Source organism: Paenibacillus sp. 1SOY10, assembly GCF_056836745.1.
The window spans coordinates 58150-78524 of record NZ_JBXENK010000006.1; the positions used below are offsets into that span (position 1 = coordinate 58150).

The following is a 20375-nucleotide window of genomic DNA, read 5'->3' on the forward strand; positions in this document are numbered from 1 at the left end:
CTTATGAAATGGAACAGCATCCGGACCAAACTGATTGTCTTCATGCTTCTCGCCACAACCATCCCTATTGTTGCAACGATGGTCGTCACCTATTACTACACAGCCCATTCCTTGAAAGCCCGCGTAGCGGCAGAAGATGTCAATCTTCTGTATCAGGGAGGGCGTAATTTAACCAACTTGCTTGATGATATCAACCGTACCTCATCAAACATTTATAATATTTCGAATCTGGTGCAAGGGGGCTACGAAGATGTCCAAAGCAATTCACGTGTGTATGCCGTTCTATCTAATATCTCTACTTCCGTACCAGACATCTTTCAAATTTACCTTTACGAGAATAGTAGCCGGAAAGCTACGATTGTATCGCAAAATACCCCTCAACGTAACTTCAACGTGGAAGCCTATGCCGATGTGATTGGCGAGGGGAAAAAGAGCGTATGGGTCCAGCCCAGCCATATGAGCCATACCTATGGATTAGTATCCTTATCCTGGCGATACCCGTCCGAGCCGGTATTCACCGTGCATCGCAAGATTGAGAAGGTCCCTTCCAGCAGCATTATTGGCTACTTATCGATCGATGTTAAATTATCTGCTCTGAGCGACATTGTCGATCAGCTTTATGAGCAAAGCCGCGAGAAAATTTATATTCTCGATGATCATGGATATATCATCTATAGCGACGAGCAGAGCAAGATCGGCAACAAACTCGAAGAGAAATGGTACACTCAGCAAATTGCCGGGGTCAATACACCAAGCGGGAACTTTGAAACGGAGGGCAGTGTATTCGTCTATCACCAGATTTCAGGTGTGGGAGCTAACTGGACCTTGGTGAAGCAAGTTCCGGTGGCCTACCTGACCCAGACCGCCAATAAGACGGCGGGTATTAACCTGTTACTGCTAGCCGTGTCACTCATTTTCATCATTCTGGCCACGATTATCATTTCTCTAAGAATTACCGCCCCGATCAAACGGCTATCCAGCCATATGAACGAGGTACAACAGACAGGTAACCTTAATGTGGATATATTGCCTGCCGGCAAGGATGAGATCGGTCTGCTCACCAAGCGCTTCCGGACGATGCTGGACACGATCAATAATTTTATCCTGAAGGAGTACAAGCTGGAATTGTCCAGCAAGAACAATCAACTCCGGGCCTTGCAGGCACAGATTAATCCGCATTTTCTCAACAATACTTTGCAGATTATCGGTACGCTTGCTCTGGAGCTCAAGGTCCCGCAAATCTACACCTTGATCTCGGCACTCGCGAAAATGATGCACTACAGCATGCATAATGGGGATCGATTCGTAACCCTGAAGGACGAGCTTGAGCATGTCAAAGCGTACATGGAGTTGCAGAAAGAACGCTTCGAGGGACGTTTCTCCTTCACGGCGGATATTCCCCAAGAGCTGCTGCCCCTCCGTATGCCCAAGCTGATTCTCCAGCCGATTATGGAGAACTACTTCAAGCATGGCATCGATCGTTCCCAGGAGGACGGCCTTGTTGGCTTGCAAGCATTCATGGAAGAGGAAGGCTACGTTACAATTATTGCCTATAACAACGGAGCCCCCATTCCGACCGAGAAGCTTGTGCTGCTACAGTACAACCTGGCCGAGCCAGCCGAGCATCCCGATGAGGAGGCTACTGCCAATTCACAGACCTTGAGGACCGAGCCGCCATCTTCCATCGGTTTGGTCAATGTGCTTACCCGCCTGCGTCTGGTCTATGGAGAAGAGGCTTCCTTAACGATCCTTCAGCCCGTGGAAGGCGGCGTGCAAATCATACTGAAAATACCTGCGGTAGAAGCCGCACCGTACGATAGAGATGGAGAGTGAACGAGCATGAGAGCTTTAATTGTCGATGATGAGGTACGGGTTCGAAAGGCCGTGCGCTTGCTGGTTGATTGGGAGAGCCACGGAATACGGGATATCGAGGAGGCGGGCGGAGGCAATGAGGCCATTGACTTCATCAAAGCCACCCCGCCCCAACTTATCATTATGGATATGATGATGGGATCGGGTCATGGCCTTGAACTGATGACCTGGGTACGCGAGCACGCCGGAAACGTGAAATTCATTGTGGTCAGCGGGCATGACGATTTCGAATTTGTTCGCAGTACCGTAAGGCATGGAGGAATCGACTATATCCTCAAGCCTATCGATCCCGAAGCCATCAATGCCGCAGTAGCCAAAGCGGTGAGCCAGTGGCGTGAGGAGGATCAGGAGCGTCTGGATATGCAGCACAAGAGCATCCGACTCAATGAGTTCAAGCCTGTGTATGGTGAGAAGCTGCTCTCCTCCCTGATTGATGATCCCGGCTCCGCCGAAGCTTCCTTGCGCCGTTTGCGGGAGGAGGGAGTTATTCCCACACACATCACATCCGCACGCCTGCTGATCTGCCAGATTGATGCCGGGGATGCAATCCTTCAGGAGCGATTCGGGTACAATAGCGAGCTGCTGCATTTTGCACTGATTAATATTTGCAATGAATTTCTGCTGCCTGGTGGAAGTGGTATCGCATTCAGACATTGGGGAGCGCCGCTGGAAATTTTGCTGCTGATCTGGGAGCGACCAGACCAAGCCTTCGAGCAGGCCGAGCAAATCAATCAGGGGCTCCATCACACCTTGCAGCGGCGACTGCACTTCGGGTTAGGGCAGACGGGACCTCTACCTGCCAGCCTTCCTCAGCAATATAGCGAAGCGCTGACGGTGTTGCGCCGCCGCAATTTGCTGGAGCCGGGTCGCTTCATTCATGCAAATTTCATGGAAACATCCACCACCACGGCATCGGGCAAATCGCTCCTAAGCTTCGCTAAAGTACAGGAGGATTGGAAAGTCGCCGTCATGAGTTCCGATCCTGAGCAAATGACGGTTGCCGCAGAACGCTGGATTGATGAGCTTTGCCGTAGCGGCAAGGTCACTCCCGAACTGCTGGCTATTTGGAGAAACGATATTTTATCGTTTCAGACCCGGCTTGTACGAGAGACCTTTGGCGAGCAGACGGAAGCCATGCTTAAGGAAGATCTTCGTTCAGAACAGGATACTTCCACGCCAGCAGGTCTGCCTGTGGCCAGCATCCCCAATCCTGACAGCTACACCTTCTCCCGCTATGTGTGGCGGGACTGGTCGTTACGGATTATTGGGCAAACAGCGAAGCTACTCTCCCGACAGACCGCCAAGGAGAAGCATACGATGGCGGATATCGTGCAATATGTGGAGCAGCATTATCAAGCTGACTTATCCCTTCAGGAGATCGCAGCGCAGTTTTATGTAAGCCGGGAATACGTATCCCGGAAGTTCAAGCAGGAATTCGGTATTAATTTCTCCGACTACTTGAGCCAATATCGGATTGACAAGGCCAAGCTGCTGATGGCCAATCCGAATCTGAAGCTGCATGAGATCGGCGAAATGGTCGGCTTCCGCGACGTCAAATATTTCAGCAAAGTATTCAAGAAGCTGACGGGCGAGTCACCACGGGACTTCCGCGGAAAATAAACTCGCCCCTGCCCATTGAACGAATAGGTTAGTGTATCGCCTTGGCGTCTGAACTTTTGGTTGAACCAGCAACGGAAACAGGTGTTTTTCTTGAGCGCGGACCTCCCCGCCGCCGCTTATACAGCTCGGGAAGTGCCACGCCCAGCAAGACCAGCAACACGCCAAACCACTGGATGCCGCTGACCTGCTCATGAAGCACGACACTGGACAGTAGTACCGCTACTGGCAATTCGGAAGCGCCGAGAATTGCGGCCATCCCTTCGCCTGTCGACGGTACACCGATGGCAAATAGCAATGGCGGAAGGAAGGCGCCCAGCAGGCCAAGGAAAAACCCATAGGGCAACAAGCCTTGAAGCAATGTTCCATCGAACAGGAAGGTTGGCGGGAACAACAGGAATACCAGCAGCATGCCACCCGTAATCATCCAGCCGCTGCGATATACCGGATGAGCAGACGGTATCGCTTTTCCACTCAACAGCACGAAAAAGGTATAGCTAACCGCAGCCAGCAGGCCAAATAGAATCCCCCGCCAATCGTAACCACCGCTGCCCCGTTCAAATATGCCTGCAGCCAGTAAGGTACCGACAAACAGGATAACTAAAGTGAACAGAACAACCTTGTGGGGGCGTTTCTTCTGCACGATCGTTTGAAGCAGCACTCCCATCCAGGTGAACTGGAACAACAGCACGATCGCCAGTGAATTCTGAATATAATGCAAGGATTGATAATAGAGCAGTCCCGTAATTGCTGTGGGCGCACCCGCAGCGAGCAGAAGCAGACGTTGCTTCCAGGTCAGCTTCACGATACCCGAACCAGAAGCTGCCGAAGCCAAACCCTGCTTCTTCTTGCGTCTCTCACCCAGCTTCACTATAAGGGCCAGCAGCCAGATCAACACAAATCCGGTTAGCAGTTGACTGCCAACCACCTGGCCGAGTGAATATCCTTGTCCATAGGCCTTGGTCACAATAGTAGACAACACCCCATAGCTGACAGCACCTAGAAATACAAGCCATTTATGTTTCATCACGTATAATAATCTCCTTCTATACCTAAGTTGTCGTGCCCATCGTAAGCTACTGAACGCAAAAAAACTCCCTTGCCCGGAATATAGACCGTTCAGTTCCATGAACTGCGATCTGATATTCGTAGCAAGGAAGTTCGGCTTCCTGTAGAGACCCCCGCCCCATTACTGGCAGAGTTATACGAATTTGAACACTGCATGTTATTATGCGATATTACGCAAGATGCGTCAACCCCCATCTATCCTCCAGCTTAGTATCTTCTTACCTGCTTCGGTGTTACACCGTAGGTTTTCTTAAACATTCGAGCAAAATATCCTACATCTTCAAAGCCTACCTTGGCCGCAATCTCCGTAACCGTGCTTCCTGTAGTTTGTAGCAATTCTCTAGATTTATTTAATCTGAACCCAATCAGATAGTCTACCGGGGAGGTGTGAAGTCCTTCCTTGAAGCAACGTAACGCCTCACTCTTGCTAACTTTGGCAACGGAAGCAATATCCGCCAGTCTGATTCGTTCCATGTAGTTCTCATAAATAAACTCCAGCATAAGCCTTAGCCGTGCTTGCGTCGTCTGAAAACCTGAAGTCTGCGGAGATTCCATACAATCTTGCTGGTGTAGATACAATTGGCGCCAGATCGAAGCAAGCTCAATTTGCACATCAAGTTCCCTTGTCTCTTCCTGAGCATTTAACAAATGGAACACCTGGTGAAGAGATTGCAGAATCTCATTTTGCCAATCGACCTGAGTGCTCAGACGCAAGCAAGAGATGTGGGAATGAATCATGGGGTGCACAAATTTCTGATACACAGATTGATGGCTACTGGAAATGATTTCAGGGGAGCATACCACATTAGGAACCGTCGCTCTGCCTTCCACCTCATATCCGTGAATGACTCGCGAATTTATAAAAATACCTTCCCCCTGACCTAACTGCACAAGATCCTCGCCAATCAGATACTTCACATTCCCTTCCTGAACAATCGCAAATTCCAATTCTTCATGCCAATGTCGATTGATACTGTGGTGAGGGAACTCATCCGTATCGTCAAGATAATATTGTATAGGGAACTGTGGAGATCCATGTGTAGCCAGTTCTCGCAGTTGTTCATCTGTGCTCACTGTCTTCTTCATATCAGGACCTCCTTTTTGTGATATTGTACTGTAAAAAAGTGAAATACTGCAAGAAAAAAGGCTTTTATTTGTGATATATTTCAATTCATGCTCTGACTCATTTACCAACAAATTTCAGGAGGCAACTATGGCTACATTACTTTTAATCATCATTTATATCATATTTATCAGCTTGGGGATACCCGATTCCATATTTGGAACGGCCTGGCCCGCCATCAATACAGAGTTTGGCGTTCCAGTCTCAGCAGCAGGATATGTCACCTTCACCATCTCAGGCTTTACAACCATCTCAAGCTTGAGTAGTGCAAAATTAATCCAGAAATATGGAACAGCCACGATAACGGCTGCCAGTGTAAGCTTGACAGCCGCTGCACTGCTGGGCTTTTCTTTTTCACAAAATATGTTGTGGCTGTGCCTGTTTGCCATTCCGTTAGGTCTGGGTGCCGGTGCTATAGACGCGGCCCTTAACAATTATGTAGCCCTACACTATAAGGCTAGTCATATGAATCTGCTGCATTGCTTTTATGGAATTGGAGTTTCCATGAGCCCCTATTTAATGTCGCTATCACTTTCAGAGCCAACGAACTGGCGGGATGGCTACTATACTGTATTTATGATACAGGCCTCTATTGCATTAATTGCCCTGTTCTCATTGCCCTTATGGAAAAAAGTTCATCCAGATAAGTCAGCGAAAAAAGAGATTGTATTTAAGTCGGTCAGCATCCTGTCGCTTTTCAAAATCCCCTCAGCCAGAGCGGTCTGGCTCATATTCATAGGGTCCTGCGCCATCGAGTACACAGCAGGCATATGGGGGAGCAGTTTTCTGGTTGATACCAAAGGCTTGTCTCTGGAAGCCGCAGCCCAATCCGTTACGTTGTATTATGTCGGTATTGCCACTGGCAGACTGCTCTCCGCCTTTTTAGCGGATCGAGTAACAAGCTGGCGACTAATTCACCTCGGACAAGCCATCCTGTTCGTGGCCATTGTTATGCTCATGCTACCACTTCCAACGGCAGTCTCTACGGTTGCCTTATTCCTGGTCGGTTTCGGCAACGCCCCCATATTTCCTAACCTTCTCCATTTGACACCTACAAATTTCGGAGAAGAGCTGTCTCAGTCCATGATGGGCTCACAGATGGCCGTTTCTTATTTAGGCATTATGCTTATGCCCCCTTTATTTGGTTTATTGGCACAAATGACAAGCATGAATACTTTCCCTTACTATTTGGTACTCCTGTTTCTTATAATGCTATTGGCAATGACTCGTTTGTTGTTGGTATTGAAAAAAAGCAAAACTTATGACATCAATAGCATATGATCCTGCTTGGAACCAAACCTAGCTCCCCCACCCTAGCAGGAAGTCAGGACTGAAGGAGAACGCCGATGGACATTTCTCGTGGTACCTATGGATTTCGTTTTACGGAAGATGAGGAGCTCCAGCTTTGCGTATTATACGCCGCGGGTTACGACTCCATCACCGATTCCACTTATGCCTGGGATGGGCTGGAGCGGGCCGATGGCCCCCTTCTGTTATTCCAGTATACGATGGCTGGTGAAGGGGTGTACGAGTCCAATAACCAGATACACCGTGTCACGGCCGGCCAAGCTTTCTTGGCGGAGATTCCCGGCCCGCACCGCTATTATTATCCTACCGGGTCTAAAGAGCCTTGGGAGTTCCTCTTCTTGTTGTTCCGGCCCAAGCTCATTTTGCCTCATTGGCGCAGATTTCTGCGCGAAGCCGGAGAGGTGCCCAAGCTATCCCCAGATTGCGCGGCGGTCCGGCTCGCCCGGATGATCGTGGTTGATGCAGGAGCTGGCCGAATCTCTGATCCCTTAATCGCCTCCTCCTGCGTCTACCAGTTCGTCACAGAGCTCGCTCGAATGCAGTCCAGTACGCTTCGGAACAAAGATGCTTGGCCGACGAGCATTCAACTCGCCGTCGCCTATATCGAGTTGAACTATTCGCAGATGATCAGCATGGATCAACTATCAGAACAAGTAGGCTTATCCAAATATCACTTCATTCGCAGCTTCTCAGCCAGCACGGGACTAACGCCTGGTGCCTACCTAACCCGCATACGAACTGAAAATGCGATGGAACTGCTACGCGGCACCCGGCTCAGCGTTGAGCAAATTGCCGAGCAGATTGGCTATTCCAGTGGCAGTTATTTTATCAAGGCATTCCGCAGCTTGACCGGACTAACTCCAGGCGAATTTCGCAGTGGAGGTGAAAGTCTGGTTTATCGTAAATTGTTCTTTGATTGACCCCTTAATCAACCGCAATATATTGCTATTCCACTTATAACCTTATCGTAGATATCGCTAAAATCCTTGATTATGATGAACATGAGAAGAGCAATCATGCATGAGTAAAGGAGCTTGATCATGAATCAACATCAGCAAATTGCACCCGTTCCACCCTTGGGCTGGAACAGTTGGGACTGCTACGGCGCTGCCGTAACCGAGGAAGAAATTCGGGGCAATGCAGAGTATATGTCGCAGCATCTGAAGGACTATGGCTGGAGCTATATCACCGTGGATATTCAGTGGTACGAGCCTGGGGCGAACTCCTCGCAATACCGTCCCTTCGTTCCACTAATCATGGATGAATACTCCCGCCTGATGCCTGCCGAGAACCGCTTCCCCTCTGCGGCAGGAGTTCAAGGCTTCAAGCCATTAGCGGATTACGTACACAGCCTTGGGCTACAATTTGGTATTCATATCATGCGGGGCATTCCCCGGCAGGCTGTTCACGCCGCTACCTCGATTCTCGGCACGTCTGCAACCGCCCGCGACATAGCTCACACCAACTCTATTTGCCCGTGGAACACGGATATGTATGGAGTAGATGCCTCCAAAGCTGGAGCCCAGGCTTACTACAATTCACTATTTGAGCTATATGCACAGTGGGGTGTCGATCTGGTGAAGGTAGACGATATCGCTGCGTCCAGACTTTACGATACGCATGCAGCGGAGATTAAGCTGATCTCTCAAGCGATTGAACGATGCGGTCGTCCCATGGTGTTAAGTCTGTCTCCGGGACCTGCTCCAGTGGAATACTCGGGGTTGTTCACTGAACATGCTAATATGTGGCGTGTTACCGATGATTTCTGGGATCAGTGGCCTCTCCTGCTGGATATGTTCGACCGCTGCAAGACGTGGCAAGGCGTACCGCAAGCAGGCTGCTGGCCGGACTGCGATATGTTGCCGCTGGGCCATATTGGCATTCGCTCCGTCGATGGTGGTGGCTCCGACCGCTGGACCCGCTTTACCCGAGACGAACAGCTTACCATGATGTCGCTGTGGAGCATCTTTCGTTCGCCACTCATCTTTGGTGGTGAATTAAGAGATTGCGATGATTGGACACTGTCGCTCCTGACCAATCGAGAGGTGCTTCGTATGCACCGGGAAAGCCAAGGCGCCAAGGAAGCACTACGGGAAGGCGAACTGATCGTCTGGACAGCCAAGCATCCTGAAGGCTTCCAATATGTTGCCGTGTTTAATATCGGTGAGCGTATGTTGCCTCTAGCTTTATCCATTGAGAACATTGGCCTTACGCAGAGTGCAGAGGGGGTCGAACTATGGAGCGGGGAGGCCGCAGATACGCGGACAGGAACCCTGCACGCTAATGTGCCACCACATGGCGTACGTCTCTATCAATTCGGCTAGGGGTCAAAGAGTGCGGCTTATCCATTAAGCCGCGCTCTTTCCACATATGCCTTGACCACGATATCCTGATCATGGTTGCCAAATCCCGCCCCGTACAAGGTTAATCCTCCTACGTGAACGGCTCGCTCGTCGACGGCAAAGCGAAGCGTCCAAAACGGTTCATGTAGCCCGATGTCAGCAAGCGTCACGTCCGACATGCGCTCCCCGTCCATAAAGGTACCCGTGGGCTCGATACGAATCGTCTTGAGCAACCCGTATTGATTGACATTGCGATGCCACCACGCCGGGGTGAACTTGCCACGGGCCGCCCTACCGAAGTCAGCCGGACTGGTCCAGGTTCCAAGAAAAGTTCCGTTGAAGGTAAAACTGATATCCGAGGGCCATTCATCTCTCAGTCCAGGAGCCTCCGAAGCGATTTCCATAGAGATTTCCAGAGCCTCCGGCAGCTCCGCTTCCAGCAGGAAGTTCGGCATTTTGTATTCAACATACCCCCGCCCAAACCAGAGGATAGACGCATGGACCCGTTCAGGATCAAGGAAGTAACGCGGATCATCCCATACCCCTATCTCTTTCTCCTTCGTGCCAAGCCCACAGGTAGGATGAACCTCGAAGGCTGTGTAATGTCCAACCGAAATATGTTGTTCTCTCACTTCCTCATGTATACTGGCGGACGGCAGTTCAATCTCAATGCTGTTGTGTTTGAGGGAGCACATCTTATGGGTGCCGCCCCCTGCCCTCAGCCGATGAGTATCGATAAGTCCGGCCTGCTCCAGCTTGCGAATATGCATGGTGATAATGGAGGGACTTAGCTCCAGGCTGGCGGCAATATCCTTCACGTTCATCGCCTTATCTGCCACCAGCTTCATGATCTTCCAGCGCACTTCACTCGCTAGCGCCTCGTACAACGGTAAATATTTGCCTTCTCCATTGGCTTTAATCATATTTACGTATCTCACACCCTCAGTTGAAATCATATATTTATTAATTTAAAACAAATTGTCTTCAACCTTCAAGCCTTATATATTGCAACGTCCCAATCAATGGGGTTTAATGTGCTTAGGTTCGAATCAAATCTGATTGGATTTATATATTTATAAATGACAAAACGAATGACTAAAGAGGTGCTTATGATGAAATACAATAATCCCGTTATCAAGGGCTTTTATCCAGACCCTAGTGTGTGCAAGGTGGAGGACACCTATTATCTGGTATGTAGTTCCTTTCAATACTTTCCCGGCGTTCCCTTGTTCGAGAGTAAGGACTTGATCAATTGGAAGCAGATTGGCCATTGCCTGACCCGGGAGAGCCAGGTCCAGCTTGGCTCCGTTGGCAGCTCGGGAGGTGTCTTTGCCCCTACAATTCGCCACTACAACGGGCGGTTCTATATGACCACCACGAATGATACTACCCGGCAAAATTTCTATGTTTGGACTGACGATATTTATGGGGATTGGTCTGACCCTATCTTCGTTGATCAAGGAGGAATCGACCCGGATTTATATTTTGAGGATGGAAGAGCCTTCTTCATGAGCAACGGGGTCGACGATGAAGGCGTGGGAGGCGTTGTTCAATGTGAACTTGATATGGAGACCGGCAGCAAGCTTTCCCCAAGCTGTTCTATTTGGAAAGGGACCGGCGGACGATATTTGGAAAGTCCTCATATGTACCGCATGGATGGCCGGTATTACCTGATGGCTGCCGAGGGTGGCACCGAATATGGGCATATGGTTGTGTATGCTCGCGGAGAAGAACTCACCGGCCCGTTCGAATCCTACCCGCATAACCCGGTTCTCACCAATCGCAACCTTGGCCGATATGAGCTACAGGGAGTAGGACATGGCGATCTCATTCAAGATCATGAAGGGAATTGGTGGATGCTTCACCTCGGCTTCCGGCAAATCGGGCAATACCTGACTTACCATCATCTGGGCCGAGAAGTATTTCTCACACCGGTTACCTTTGATGAAGAGGGTTGGTTTACAGCAGGGCATCAGGGAACCACACTCTCAAGCTTTGAGACAGACCGGATACCAAACGACATCATTCAGCAAGAGCAGAAGAACTTCACCTTCGGGAATACCGATTGGAAGCTGGACTGGTGTTATCTGCGCCATCCGGAGTTGAGTAATTACGTACTTGAAGAGGATAAGGCTACGCTTAAAGGAACGGACATCTCTCTGGACCTGCCAAAGAACCCTACCTTCATCGGCATTCGGCAGAGAGACTTTGACACTGAAATCTCTTGCGAGGTACAGCTTAATCACGGAGAGGCTGGTATTACCCTTTACATGGATGAGAACCATCATTATGATTTGGCCGTACGCAAGGAGGGAGCTAACTACCAAGTCATAGAACGCCTGAACATTGGCGATATCAAATCCGTGGAGCATCAAGTCGATCTTGCTGCCAGCAATCAAGCAACGTTAATCATTCGGGCAGACCGCCAGCAATACAGCTTCTATACTCGTATACATGGAGAAGACATCCTGCTTGGGACAGCCCAGACCAGGTATCTGTCCTCTGAGGTTGCAGGAGGATTTACAGGTGTAGTCATCGGGTTATATACCCATGGAGAAGGTGCTGTAGCAGAGTTCACCGAATTTAGATGCGAGTATGCTTAACCTGATCAGCATAATATAGCGAAAAACAGGCAAGCTCCAAAGGAGAAACTCCGTGGATGGCTTGCCTGTTTTTTATTGAGGCTTCAGCCCTTCTTCTTATACCAAGCGAGGAACGCATCACTGACAACCTGGCCTGCATGTCCATTCGGATGCGGATCATCCGTCGAGCTCATGAATTCCTGCCGTTCCCGGTGGGCTTCCGGCTCCGGTCTGGATAGCAAAGCGGCCAAGTCGAACACGTGGTCTACTCCCGGTAATGCAGAAGTACGAAGCGTCTCGTTAACTCTACGCCAATGCTGCTCCCGCTCATCCTTGAAGTTAAATGGTGTCACGGTAAAGAGAATGATTTCCACGGAAGGATCATGATTCCGCAATACCGAGATGATCTTCGTCAAGTCGGCAAGCAATTCGTCAGATGTCCGGGCGCCGATATCGATGTCATTGACCCCTAAAGCAAGTATAACCTGAGTGCCCGCGCCCGGGACCAGTCCCAGCTTCACCTTGCTCAGCCAAGCAGCATCGGCGGCGGCATCATAGGCCCGCGCCCAGCCGGAACCGAGGTTCCATATCCCATAATCGGCGCCCAGCCCCTCAGCAATCCGGGCCACCCAATATTCATAGGCATCCTGGCGTGTTCTGACCCCCTGAGTGATCGAATCCCCAAGGAAAACCAGCCGCCTCCGCACCGGCTGCACATAACCGATAAAGGCTGGCAGCACCAGCAGGTTGGCAGAAGCCTTGAACCCGTCCGCGCTCTCCACGCCAGCATGATTGCCGGGAGCATCATAAGCACTGACCAGCATTTGCTCTGTATTGTAAGGGATGCTTGTCCCTGGCGGTGCCGTGATCGTCCAGGTAAAGGCCAGCAGATGCCCCTCCGGCAAATGAATTGCTACGGGATCACTCCAGAATTGCTCGCCTGGCTCCACCTCCCTGGTAGCGCTTCCGGCAAAGGCAATCTGAATCTGCGAATCGTTCACAACGGAACCATCGGCCACAGTGCCTCCATCAGCGACATAAGCCGACTCAATCCGCCACTTACCGCCAAGCAAACCGCCTGTTGCCACGGTTCCTGTATCCCAGGTTGAATCAACCGCATTGCTATGCCAGAACCGCAGCTCAAGCGGTCCATTTTCCCGCAATCTTAAGAATGTCCGATACGTATGCGTGAAGCCTTCATCGCGTACCATTACATAATTGCACGCCGTCGATACGACGGTGGCTGAAGCATAGTCCTTCATCATCCAATACTCCCCCATCCTGCCATCTATAAGAGGTTGTTCAAAAAGTCATCTTCCCAGAACGAAGCTGTTCGAGGAGTGGGTTCGACATCGAATCTTGAATTCAGCCGGGACTAGCATATGCTTCCGTAGTATGTTTCCTTCAGAAACATTTGAGTTGCTCACGTACCCATGCTTCCGAAGTCGTTTTCTCCGAAAACGTGTAGCTCCGCTACTCAGTCCCTAGCTTCATCCAACTCAAGCGTTTTTAAAAAACGCACATCGGAAGCATAAGCTTCGGTCCTGAAAATTCGACTTTTTGAACACGCACTATAACTACCCTGCATTTTCGATTTTACCTCATCCTTCTCCAAAAGTGACAGAAACTTTTGTGAGATCAGTTGCGTTTAGAGGGTATATGGTTTGTATCACACTGCTTGAAGGGAGATTTATATGAGAAGCAAATGGATATCGCTAGGTTTGGCAGCTTGCTTAAGTCTGGGAGCCGTAGGGGCTTACGCCGCCGAGCAAGAGGACGTAACCACGACTGGCAGCCAATCCTTGGAGCAGGCCTTTAACAAATTGTCTATCATCCCATCTAACTACAAGGGCAAAGCCTTTATCCGGGGACAAAAAACAGAACTCGGCGGGGATTATCAAGTCGTGCAAAAGAATGGGCGTGTGCTCGTTCCCATACGTCTGATGGGCTATCTGGCCGAGCAAAGCACCGGTCCTAATGAGGGGATGTGGGAGGTCATCTGGGATGCGAAGAATCCAAGCGACATCACCCTGCGCAATGTCACGCAGAAGAAGACCGTCAAATTCAAGCTCAACAGCAAGAGTATGGAGGTTAATGGGAAGCAGGTTGCTCTGGACGTTCCCGCGCAAAAGATCAACGGCAGAGTTATGCTACCGCTCCGTGACGCCGGAGTTGCGCTTGGCAAACAGATCACATGGCTGAACGGGCTCATTCTTATCGGAGACGGAACGCTTAATGTGAAGCAGCCAGAAGGGCAATCCCTTCACGTCCAAAATGCCATTAAGAAGCAACTGGAGGATTCCCGCAAGCCGATAGTGGATGACAAGGTCATAAATCCGCTAACTCGGTATAACAATGCTAACTACTACACGCGGACCTTTTACCGCAATAACGGAAGTACCCTTGACGAGCAATTATTCCGTCAGACGTCCGATAAGAAGAACGTTCAGGTTGAAGTTCCTGGACAACCCGTATTTAATTCGGCCAAGGTCATTGGAGAAGACTTGTATTATGTATCGAAGGTGAACGACGACGTCTCCCTCTATGCCTACAACTTCTCCACTCTTAAGTCACGCAAGATCGCTTCGTTGGAGATCGGGGATATATCGCCGGGCTGGGGCTGGCTGACCGATGTGCAGAAGCTGGATGGCGAACTGTACGTCAATCTCCACAGCGGTGACTTAACCATGGGGCACGACACCCTATACCTTGTGAAGAACGGATCACTGCAACAGATAACAACAGCCAAGAGCTTGCTTGGACTTGTCAAAGACCAGGCAAATCTGTACTATACCGATTTTCAATTTATGAGCGGTCAGGCAGATAACTTATTGCGGGTTGATACCCATACGGGCGAACAGGTGGAGCTTGGTGAACCTGGTTATACCTACGGCATCATACGTGATTCACATGTAAACGGAGGTGTCGGCTATACAGGGGATGCCTCGTTAACCTTGGTGGATGGCTCACTATATGCTCTCGGGTTCAAGGACAGTGATCCCGAAGATGCCACCGCCTTATACCGCATCAGCTTGGCCGAACGCAAGCATGAGCAGATCGTTGCCAATACTCAGCGTTTCTGGGTGGTTCAGGAGCATATTTATTATGTGGATGGAGATACCGGGGCGCTGATGCACGCTGGCCTGGATGGAAGCGATCCTATGCGTATCACACCAGATGAAGCTAGCGTATTGGAGGTACACGACAACCTCTTCTATTACACGGTAGAGGGTAACCAAAGCACAGAGCTGTATCGCTATAATCCAGTCAGCGGGCAAGCGAGTAAGCTGGCCGGGTTGCCAGGGGCAAGTGACTCTAATCTCAGACTTCACATCGGGAAGACGGGTATCTACTATATCGCTGATGGCTATGCTCCCGGCATTTACAAGCTCGGAGCAGATGGCAGCATGCAGCATATCGTGAAGGATGCGATTGGGCAAGCCTTACTGAGCGAAGCCGGCCTCGTTTATTCCTTGATGTATCAGGAAGGCGTGTATTCCGTTAAATAACGTAAACATGACAAAACGGCGGCAAGCGCCGGGACTGCGTCTTACTGTCCCTGGCCTTGCCGCCGTTTCCTTGTTGCTCCTGAACGTCTGGAGGTACCGCCCATGCATTGCTGTCTTCCTCCAGCCAGTGATTGACTCTCTACCCTGCTACAATACCCGTTGCAGGAAGGAGCGCGTCCGCTCATGCCGGGGATGCCCGAACAATTCTTCCGGCTTACCGGACTCAATGAACGCTCCATCCGCCATGAACAGAACACGGTCTGCCACTTCACGGGCAAAGCCCATCTCGTGCGTCACCACAATCATCGTCATCTGCTCCTCGGCCAGTCGCTTCATGACTTGGAGCACCTCACCTGTAAGCTCCGGGTCCAGCGCCGACGTCGGCTCGTCGAACAGCAAGATTTCCGGGTTCATCATCAGCGCCCTTGCAATGGCTACCCGCTGCTTTTGTCCTCCGGACAAGAGGGAAGGATAGGCATCCGCCTTGTCCAGCAAGCCCACCTTCTCCAGCAGTTCCGACGCCTTGCCACGGATATCAGCGGGAGGCAGCCCTTTCACAAGCTTGGGTGCAAGCTCCAGGTTACCCCGTACCGTCAGATGGGGGAACAAATTGAAATGCTGGAATACCATCCCCATCCGTAACGTCATCTGCTTAATCGCAGCCGGACGCGCATACTGCCCATCCTTGACAAGGTACGCATCCCCAATGCGGATGCTACCTCCGTCCACCTCTTCCAGATGGGCAAGACTGCGCAACATCGTGCTTTTACCAGAACCTGAAGGGCCAATCACAGCGATGACCTCACTGGTATCTACGTTGAAGGATACATCATGCAGCACCTCCAGGGTACCGAACTTCTTTTTGACATTGGCAAGCTCCACAATCCCCATGTTCACCATTCCAGTCCTCTAACCTTTACTCAAATTTATACTTTCGTTCCAGCGCCTTGAACAATACGGTCAGCACCAGCGTCATTAGCAAATAGATCACTCCGGCCAAAACCAGCGGCATGACGGTAAAGTCGCGATTGACTGCGGTTTGGGCAAAATGCAGCAGTTCTGGTACCGCCACTGCATACAGTAGTGCCGTATCCTTTACCAGAGTAATAGACTCGTTGGAGATGGCAGGCAAGGCAATCCTCAACATCTGCGGCAGTACAATTCGGGTCGTCGTTTGCCAGCGGGTAAGCCCCAGCACCTTGGCAGCCTCATGCTGTCCCTTATCAATACCCAGCAATCCTCCGCGGAAAATCTCGGCGAAATAGGCTGCATAATTCAAAGTAAAGGCCAGACAAGCGGCGGCAAAACGATCCATAACCAGGTATTCCCCGATCACCGGCAGCACGGGCAGGCCAAAGCAGACGAACAGCATTTGCAGCAGCAGCGGCGTTCCGCGCATCACATAAATATATCCACTCGCAAACCATGCCACAGGCTTGATCTGGCTGCGAACCATGAAGGTAAAGGCAAAGCCAAGTGGAATCGAGGTTACGATTGCCAGGGCGAACAGCAAAATCGTCGTCCGCGCTCCCTCCAGCATCGGTCCTGCAATGCTAATCATATAATCCAGGCTCATCTTCGTTCTCCTATTTCAGCACTTTATCTTCGCCGAACCATTGTTGTGAGATCTGAGCGGCCGTACCGTCAGCATTCAATTCGTCGAGCGCCTGCTGCAACCGGTTCAGCAGTTCCTCATTGCCCTGCTTCACGCCGATACCGTATTCCTCCGGTGCCAGCGACTCGTCCAATAGTTTAAAGGTGCCTTCTTCCTTGGACATATAGTATCTTGCCACGACTTCATCAATAACGACCGCATCCAGCCGCTTGGTCTTCAAGTCGCTAAGGGCAAGCACATTGTCCGGGAACTCTGACACCGAGTTAACCTCGTCCTTGACCGGTGCCGCGTCCAAAGCATCCGCAGCGGAAGACAAGGATTGCAGCCCTATTTCCTTGCCAGCCAGATCAGCCAACGTATGGATATCGGATTCAGCCAGCGTAACGACCACCTGACTGTTCTTCAAATAAGGCTTGGTAAAGAGAACCTTCCCCTTCCGCTCCTCCGTAATCGTATAGCCATTCCAGATCAAGTCGATCCGCCCGCTGTTCAGCTCCGATTCCTTGGCCTTCCAGTCAATAGGTTGAAAGGTTACTTCCATTCCCATCTTCTCGCCTGCTGCCTTGGCATAGTCGATGTCAAAACCTACAATTTCGTTCTTCTCATCACGGAACCCCATCGGCGCAAATTTATCATCAATGCCGATGACCAGCTTATTGTCATTCTTGGCAGAGCCGCCACACCCCGCTAACACGGTTAGCATAAGTCCCAGGATTACGCTCAATACTACTATTTTTTTACCCTTCATCATGTTCTCTCCCCTATACAGCCGTCGCCCAAGCTTAATGACCGACGCTTTAGTTCGTTAATACGTTATCAGACTCTCATGATAACATACTAATATAAAGTCGTCGATAGATTTGCCCTTGCCTGTCAGCTTCTCCCTGTGATCTGTGACAGTTCCCCGAACATTCCCGTCAGCCCCCTCCAGTCCGTAACCTTTCGTAGAAAAACAAAGGAACCTCACAGACCGTAGCCTGTAAGGTTCCTATATTGTTTAACTGCTATAGTCTTATTAAATGATGTCCACAACTTGAAGTAAACGCATGAGAATAACGGCAGCTTGAGCGCGGGTTGCTGATTCGTTCGCCCCAAAGAGCTGATGCTGATCGCCCTGAAGGATATGTTGCTCCGTCAGCCAAGCGATATCGGCAGCCGTATCGCCCGGAATGGACGCCTGGTCCTTGTAACGGTTCAAAGCAGCCGCGTCCGGTTGCGCCGATTCATCAGTTCCCCCTTGGACATAACGTAGGGCACGAGCAGTCATAACACTCATCTCCGCACGGCCCAGCGTATCCTCAGGGGCAAACAGCGTCTTGTCATCCGCAAGGATGCCAGCCTTGACTGCCGCTCCAATAGCTCCAGCCAATTCGCCGCTCACATCGGTATAGGAATTGGCCGTCGCATCCGGTTCCAGGCCAAGGCCTGCTGTCAGCCAGGAGACAAATTCACCTCGCTGAACGGCCTGATTCGGCACAAAGGTCCCGCTGTCGGCAAGTCCCGGAATACGGGAATTCAATGCCTCCACGGCAGCTTTGGCCCAATGACCATCCAGATGAGCATATGAAGAATCATCGATGTCTCCGACAGGCTTCGCTTGCTCAGTGATCCGACCTTCCACAGGTGGATTTACTGTACCGCCCAGCCCCTCGACATGCTCCATAAATATTTCATAATCGGGGTATCCCAGATCCTCGTGATACGCTCCTTGTTCAATGGCCTCAGCAAAGGATGTATATCCATCACCACCGGTTGCCACGAAGCTATTGGTCGCCAAGCGGTACGTAGCCGAAAGATTAAGCGGGGTATAGGTATCTTCTTGCTTGATTTGCACATCAAATACCCGTCCCCCTTCCGGTTGTGCCGGGTCCCACTTGAAGGTCATACCGGCAATTTGCGGGAATTTGCCTGGAAGATCATCAGATTTGGCACCGCTAATCCCATTTTCCAGCCCGTCCTTAAGTTGTTGGCCGGTCACGTCAAGCACGAACAACGTGTTGCCAAAAGGCATTACCGTACGCAACTCTCCCATCGTAATCTCGCCCTCATCGATGGGGGCACGAATACCGCCCCCGTTCATGAGCGCCACATCCGCTTCCTTCAATTGACGGGCCTTCTCCAGCATCCCGTCGGCAATCAGGTTCCCCAGATTCGTTTCCTTGGAACGCACGTTTTCACGTACGCCATCCAGTACCACAGCAGCTTGACCTACTGGCTGCTTCTTCATCTCTTCCAGTTCCTCGTTATATGGAGTCAGCACTTCCTTCGCCTTGGCATCTTCCGTGACTTGCTCCGGATCGACAGCGATCAGTTGTCCGGTGGTTTGCCCCGGTCCAGTCAATACGACCCCTTCACTATCAAATACAACATCCACCCGGCCAAGGAATTTGCCCCACTCATTGGCTTGCACGATCGCCGTTGGCGTACCATGCACATCATCCACCACAATTTCCGGAGCATCCAGCTTCGTATGGGTATGGCCGCCCACAATCAGATCAATGCCCTCCACGTCCAGGGCCAGCTTCTGATCCCGTGCATAGCCCAGATGGGATAGGGCGATGATGATGTTCAACCCTTCCTTCTCCATTGCAGCTACAGTTGCCGCAGCCGATTCCGTTGCATCTTTGAATTTTACAGCCTTGCCGCCATTAGACGTCTCCGCTGTGTCTTCTGTCGTCAGACCAAATACGCCCACCTGATGACCATTCACGTCAAGCACCACGTATGGATAGACCCCGGCTTGCGCCGTTGTCTTTGGTGTTGCCGCATTAAGGGTCGTTGGTGATTTCAGCAATGGCAGCATGTCCTGATTCGTGCTGAAGTCAATATTTGAGCTTACCAGCGGGAACTGCGCCTTCTTGACAAACTCGGCCAGTGCGCCCGTGCCTTGATCAAACTCATGATTTCCGAAGGTCATCGCATCGTACCCCATCATGTTCATGAAGGCCAGGTCTGCCAAGCCAAACCATTTGGTAAAATACAAATCTCCCGAGAACACGTCCCCAGCATCCAGCAGCAAGCTATCCTTCTCCTCAGCACGAATCTGCTTCACCAGCGTAGCTCTTCTCGCTACCTCTGCTAAATGGGCATGGGTATCATTGGTGTGCATGACCGTAAGCTTCCAGTTCTCTTCTGAGGTTATGGGCTGCGTAGACATTGACAGCTTGTCCGCAGCAGCCTGTGCCAGTTCCGCCGTCCCTGCGGCAGCAGCTCCCCCGACTGGCCCAATCAACGATACAGCAATCGATGCAGCCATCCAAAAAGAAAATACCTTGCGACTCTTCTTCAACCTGATTCCTCCCCAAATGTTCAAAGATCATTCCTGGGAATTTTAACAGG

The 20375-nt window shown here is 50.8% G+C and carries 15 protein-coding genes and 1 riboswitch; of the genes, 7 read left to right on the forward strand and 8 right to left on the reverse strand.

Annotation, left to right across the window (positions count from 1 at the left end; translation table 11 throughout):
* Positions 1 to 3 precede the first annotated feature (3 nt).
* Both AC1VOR_RS15495 and AC1VOR_RS15500 read left to right on the forward strand, forming a co-directional pair.
* On the forward strand, positions 4 to 1833 hold the full coding sequence (locus tag AC1VOR_RS15495; protein WP_482618992.1) for a cache domain-containing sensor histidine kinase: 1830 nt from the start codon (positions 4 to 6) through the stop codon (positions 1831 to 1833).
* 6 nt (positions 1834 to 1839) lie between these two features.
* Positions 1840 to 3492: a response regulator transcription factor gene (locus AC1VOR_RS15500; RefSeq protein WP_482618994.1), complete on the forward strand. Its 1653-nt coding sequence runs from the start codon at positions 1840 to 1842 to the stop codon at positions 3490 to 3492.
* Positions 3493 to 3520: 28 nt separating this feature from the next.
* Here the strand turns inward: AC1VOR_RS15500 and AC1VOR_RS15505 are convergent, their stop codons facing one another.
* Both AC1VOR_RS15505 and AC1VOR_RS15510 read right to left on the reverse strand, forming a co-directional pair.
* On the reverse strand, positions 3521 to 4516 hold the full coding sequence (locus AC1VOR_RS15505; RefSeq protein ID WP_482619202.1) for an EamA family transporter: 996 nt from the start codon (positions 4514 to 4516) through the stop codon (positions 3521 to 3523).
* 102 nt (positions 4517 to 4618) lie between these two features.
* Positions 4619 to 4718, reverse strand: a riboswitch (purine riboswitch).
* Positions 4719 to 4764: 46 nt separating this feature from the next.
* Positions 4765 to 5643 (reverse strand): helix-turn-helix transcriptional regulator, encoded by an 879-nt coding sequence (locus AC1VOR_RS15510; RefSeq protein ID WP_482618996.1) that lies wholly within the window; start codon positions 5641 to 5643, stop codon positions 4765 to 4767.
* Positions 5644 to 5770: 127 nt separating this feature from the next.
* Between AC1VOR_RS15510 and AC1VOR_RS15515 the strand changes: the two genes are divergently transcribed.
* The 3 genes from AC1VOR_RS15515 to AC1VOR_RS15525 all read left to right on the forward strand — a co-directional run bounded on the left by AC1VOR_RS15515 (position 5771) and on the right by AC1VOR_RS15525 (position 9312).
* Positions 5771 to 6961 (forward strand): MFS transporter, encoded by a 1191-nt coding sequence (locus tag AC1VOR_RS15515; RefSeq protein ID WP_482618998.1) that lies wholly within the window; start codon positions 5771 to 5773, stop codon positions 6959 to 6961.
* 65 nt (positions 6962 to 7026) lie between these two features.
* A complete protein-coding gene (locus tag AC1VOR_RS15520) occupies positions 7027 to 7908 on the forward strand; it encodes a helix-turn-helix domain-containing protein (protein ID WP_482619000.1) in 882 nt (293 codons plus the stop codon).
* A gap of 120 nt (positions 7909 to 8028) precedes the next feature.
* Positions 8029 to 9312: a glycoside hydrolase family 27 protein gene (locus tag AC1VOR_RS15525; RefSeq protein ID WP_482619002.1), complete on the forward strand. Its 1284-nt coding sequence runs from the start codon at positions 8029 to 8031 to the stop codon at positions 9310 to 9312.
* A gap of 17 nt (positions 9313 to 9329) precedes the next feature.
* Here the strand turns inward: AC1VOR_RS15525 and AC1VOR_RS15530 are convergent, their stop codons facing one another.
* Positions 9330 to 10253 carry an ArsR/SmtB family transcription factor gene (locus AC1VOR_RS15530; protein ID WP_482619004.1) on the reverse strand — a complete coding sequence of 308 codons (924 nt, stop codon included), beginning with the start codon at positions 10251 to 10253 and terminating at the stop codon, positions 9330 to 9332.
* Between the two features lie 186 nt (positions 10254 to 10439).
* Here AC1VOR_RS15530 and AC1VOR_RS15535 point away from each other — a divergent pair, with 186 nt between their 5' ends.
* Positions 10440 to 11933, forward strand: a complete 1494-nt coding sequence (locus tag AC1VOR_RS15535) for a glycoside hydrolase family 43 protein (protein ID WP_482619006.1) — start codon at positions 10440 to 10442, stop codon at positions 11931 to 11933.
* A gap of 83 nt (positions 11934 to 12016) precedes the next feature.
* Here the strand turns inward: AC1VOR_RS15535 and AC1VOR_RS15540 are convergent, their stop codons facing one another.
* Complete coding sequence (locus AC1VOR_RS15540; protein ID WP_482619008.1) at positions 12017 to 13177, reverse strand: SGNH/GDSL hydrolase family protein; 1161 nt, start codon at positions 13175 to 13177, stop codon at positions 12017 to 12019.
* Between the two features lie 429 nt (positions 13178 to 13606).
* Between AC1VOR_RS15540 and AC1VOR_RS15545 the strand changes: the two genes are divergently transcribed.
* Positions 13607 to 15421 carry a DUF5050 domain-containing protein gene (locus AC1VOR_RS15545; RefSeq protein ID WP_482619010.1) on the forward strand — a complete coding sequence of 605 codons (1815 nt, stop codon included), beginning with the start codon at positions 13607 to 13609 and terminating at the stop codon, positions 15419 to 15421.
* Between the two features lie 147 nt (positions 15422 to 15568).
* Here the strand turns inward: AC1VOR_RS15545 and AC1VOR_RS15550 are convergent, their stop codons facing one another.
* The 4 genes from AC1VOR_RS15550 to AC1VOR_RS15565 form a co-directional block, all read right to left on the reverse strand.
* Positions 15569 to 16312 (reverse strand): amino acid ABC transporter ATP-binding protein, encoded by a 744-nt coding sequence (locus tag AC1VOR_RS15550; RefSeq protein WP_482619203.1) that lies wholly within the window; start codon positions 16310 to 16312, stop codon positions 15569 to 15571.
* Positions 16313 to 16337: 25 nt separating this feature from the next.
* The gene (locus tag AC1VOR_RS15555; RefSeq protein ID WP_482619012.1) at positions 16338 to 16997 is read right to left on the reverse strand and encodes an amino acid ABC transporter permease; all 660 of its coding nucleotides are present in this window, start codon (positions 16995 to 16997) and stop codon (positions 16338 to 16340) included.
* 10 nt (positions 16998 to 17007) lie between these two features.
* On the reverse strand, positions 17008 to 17784 hold the full coding sequence (locus AC1VOR_RS15560) for an amino acid ABC transporter substrate-binding protein (RefSeq protein ID WP_482619204.1): 777 nt from the start codon (positions 17782 to 17784) through the stop codon (positions 17008 to 17010).
* 267 nt (positions 17785 to 18051) lie between these two features.
* A complete protein-coding gene (locus AC1VOR_RS15565; protein WP_482619014.1) occupies positions 18052 to 20325 on the reverse strand; it encodes a 5'-nucleotidase C-terminal domain-containing protein in 2274 nt (757 codons plus the stop codon).
* Between the last annotated feature and the right edge of the window lie 50 nt (positions 20326 to 20375).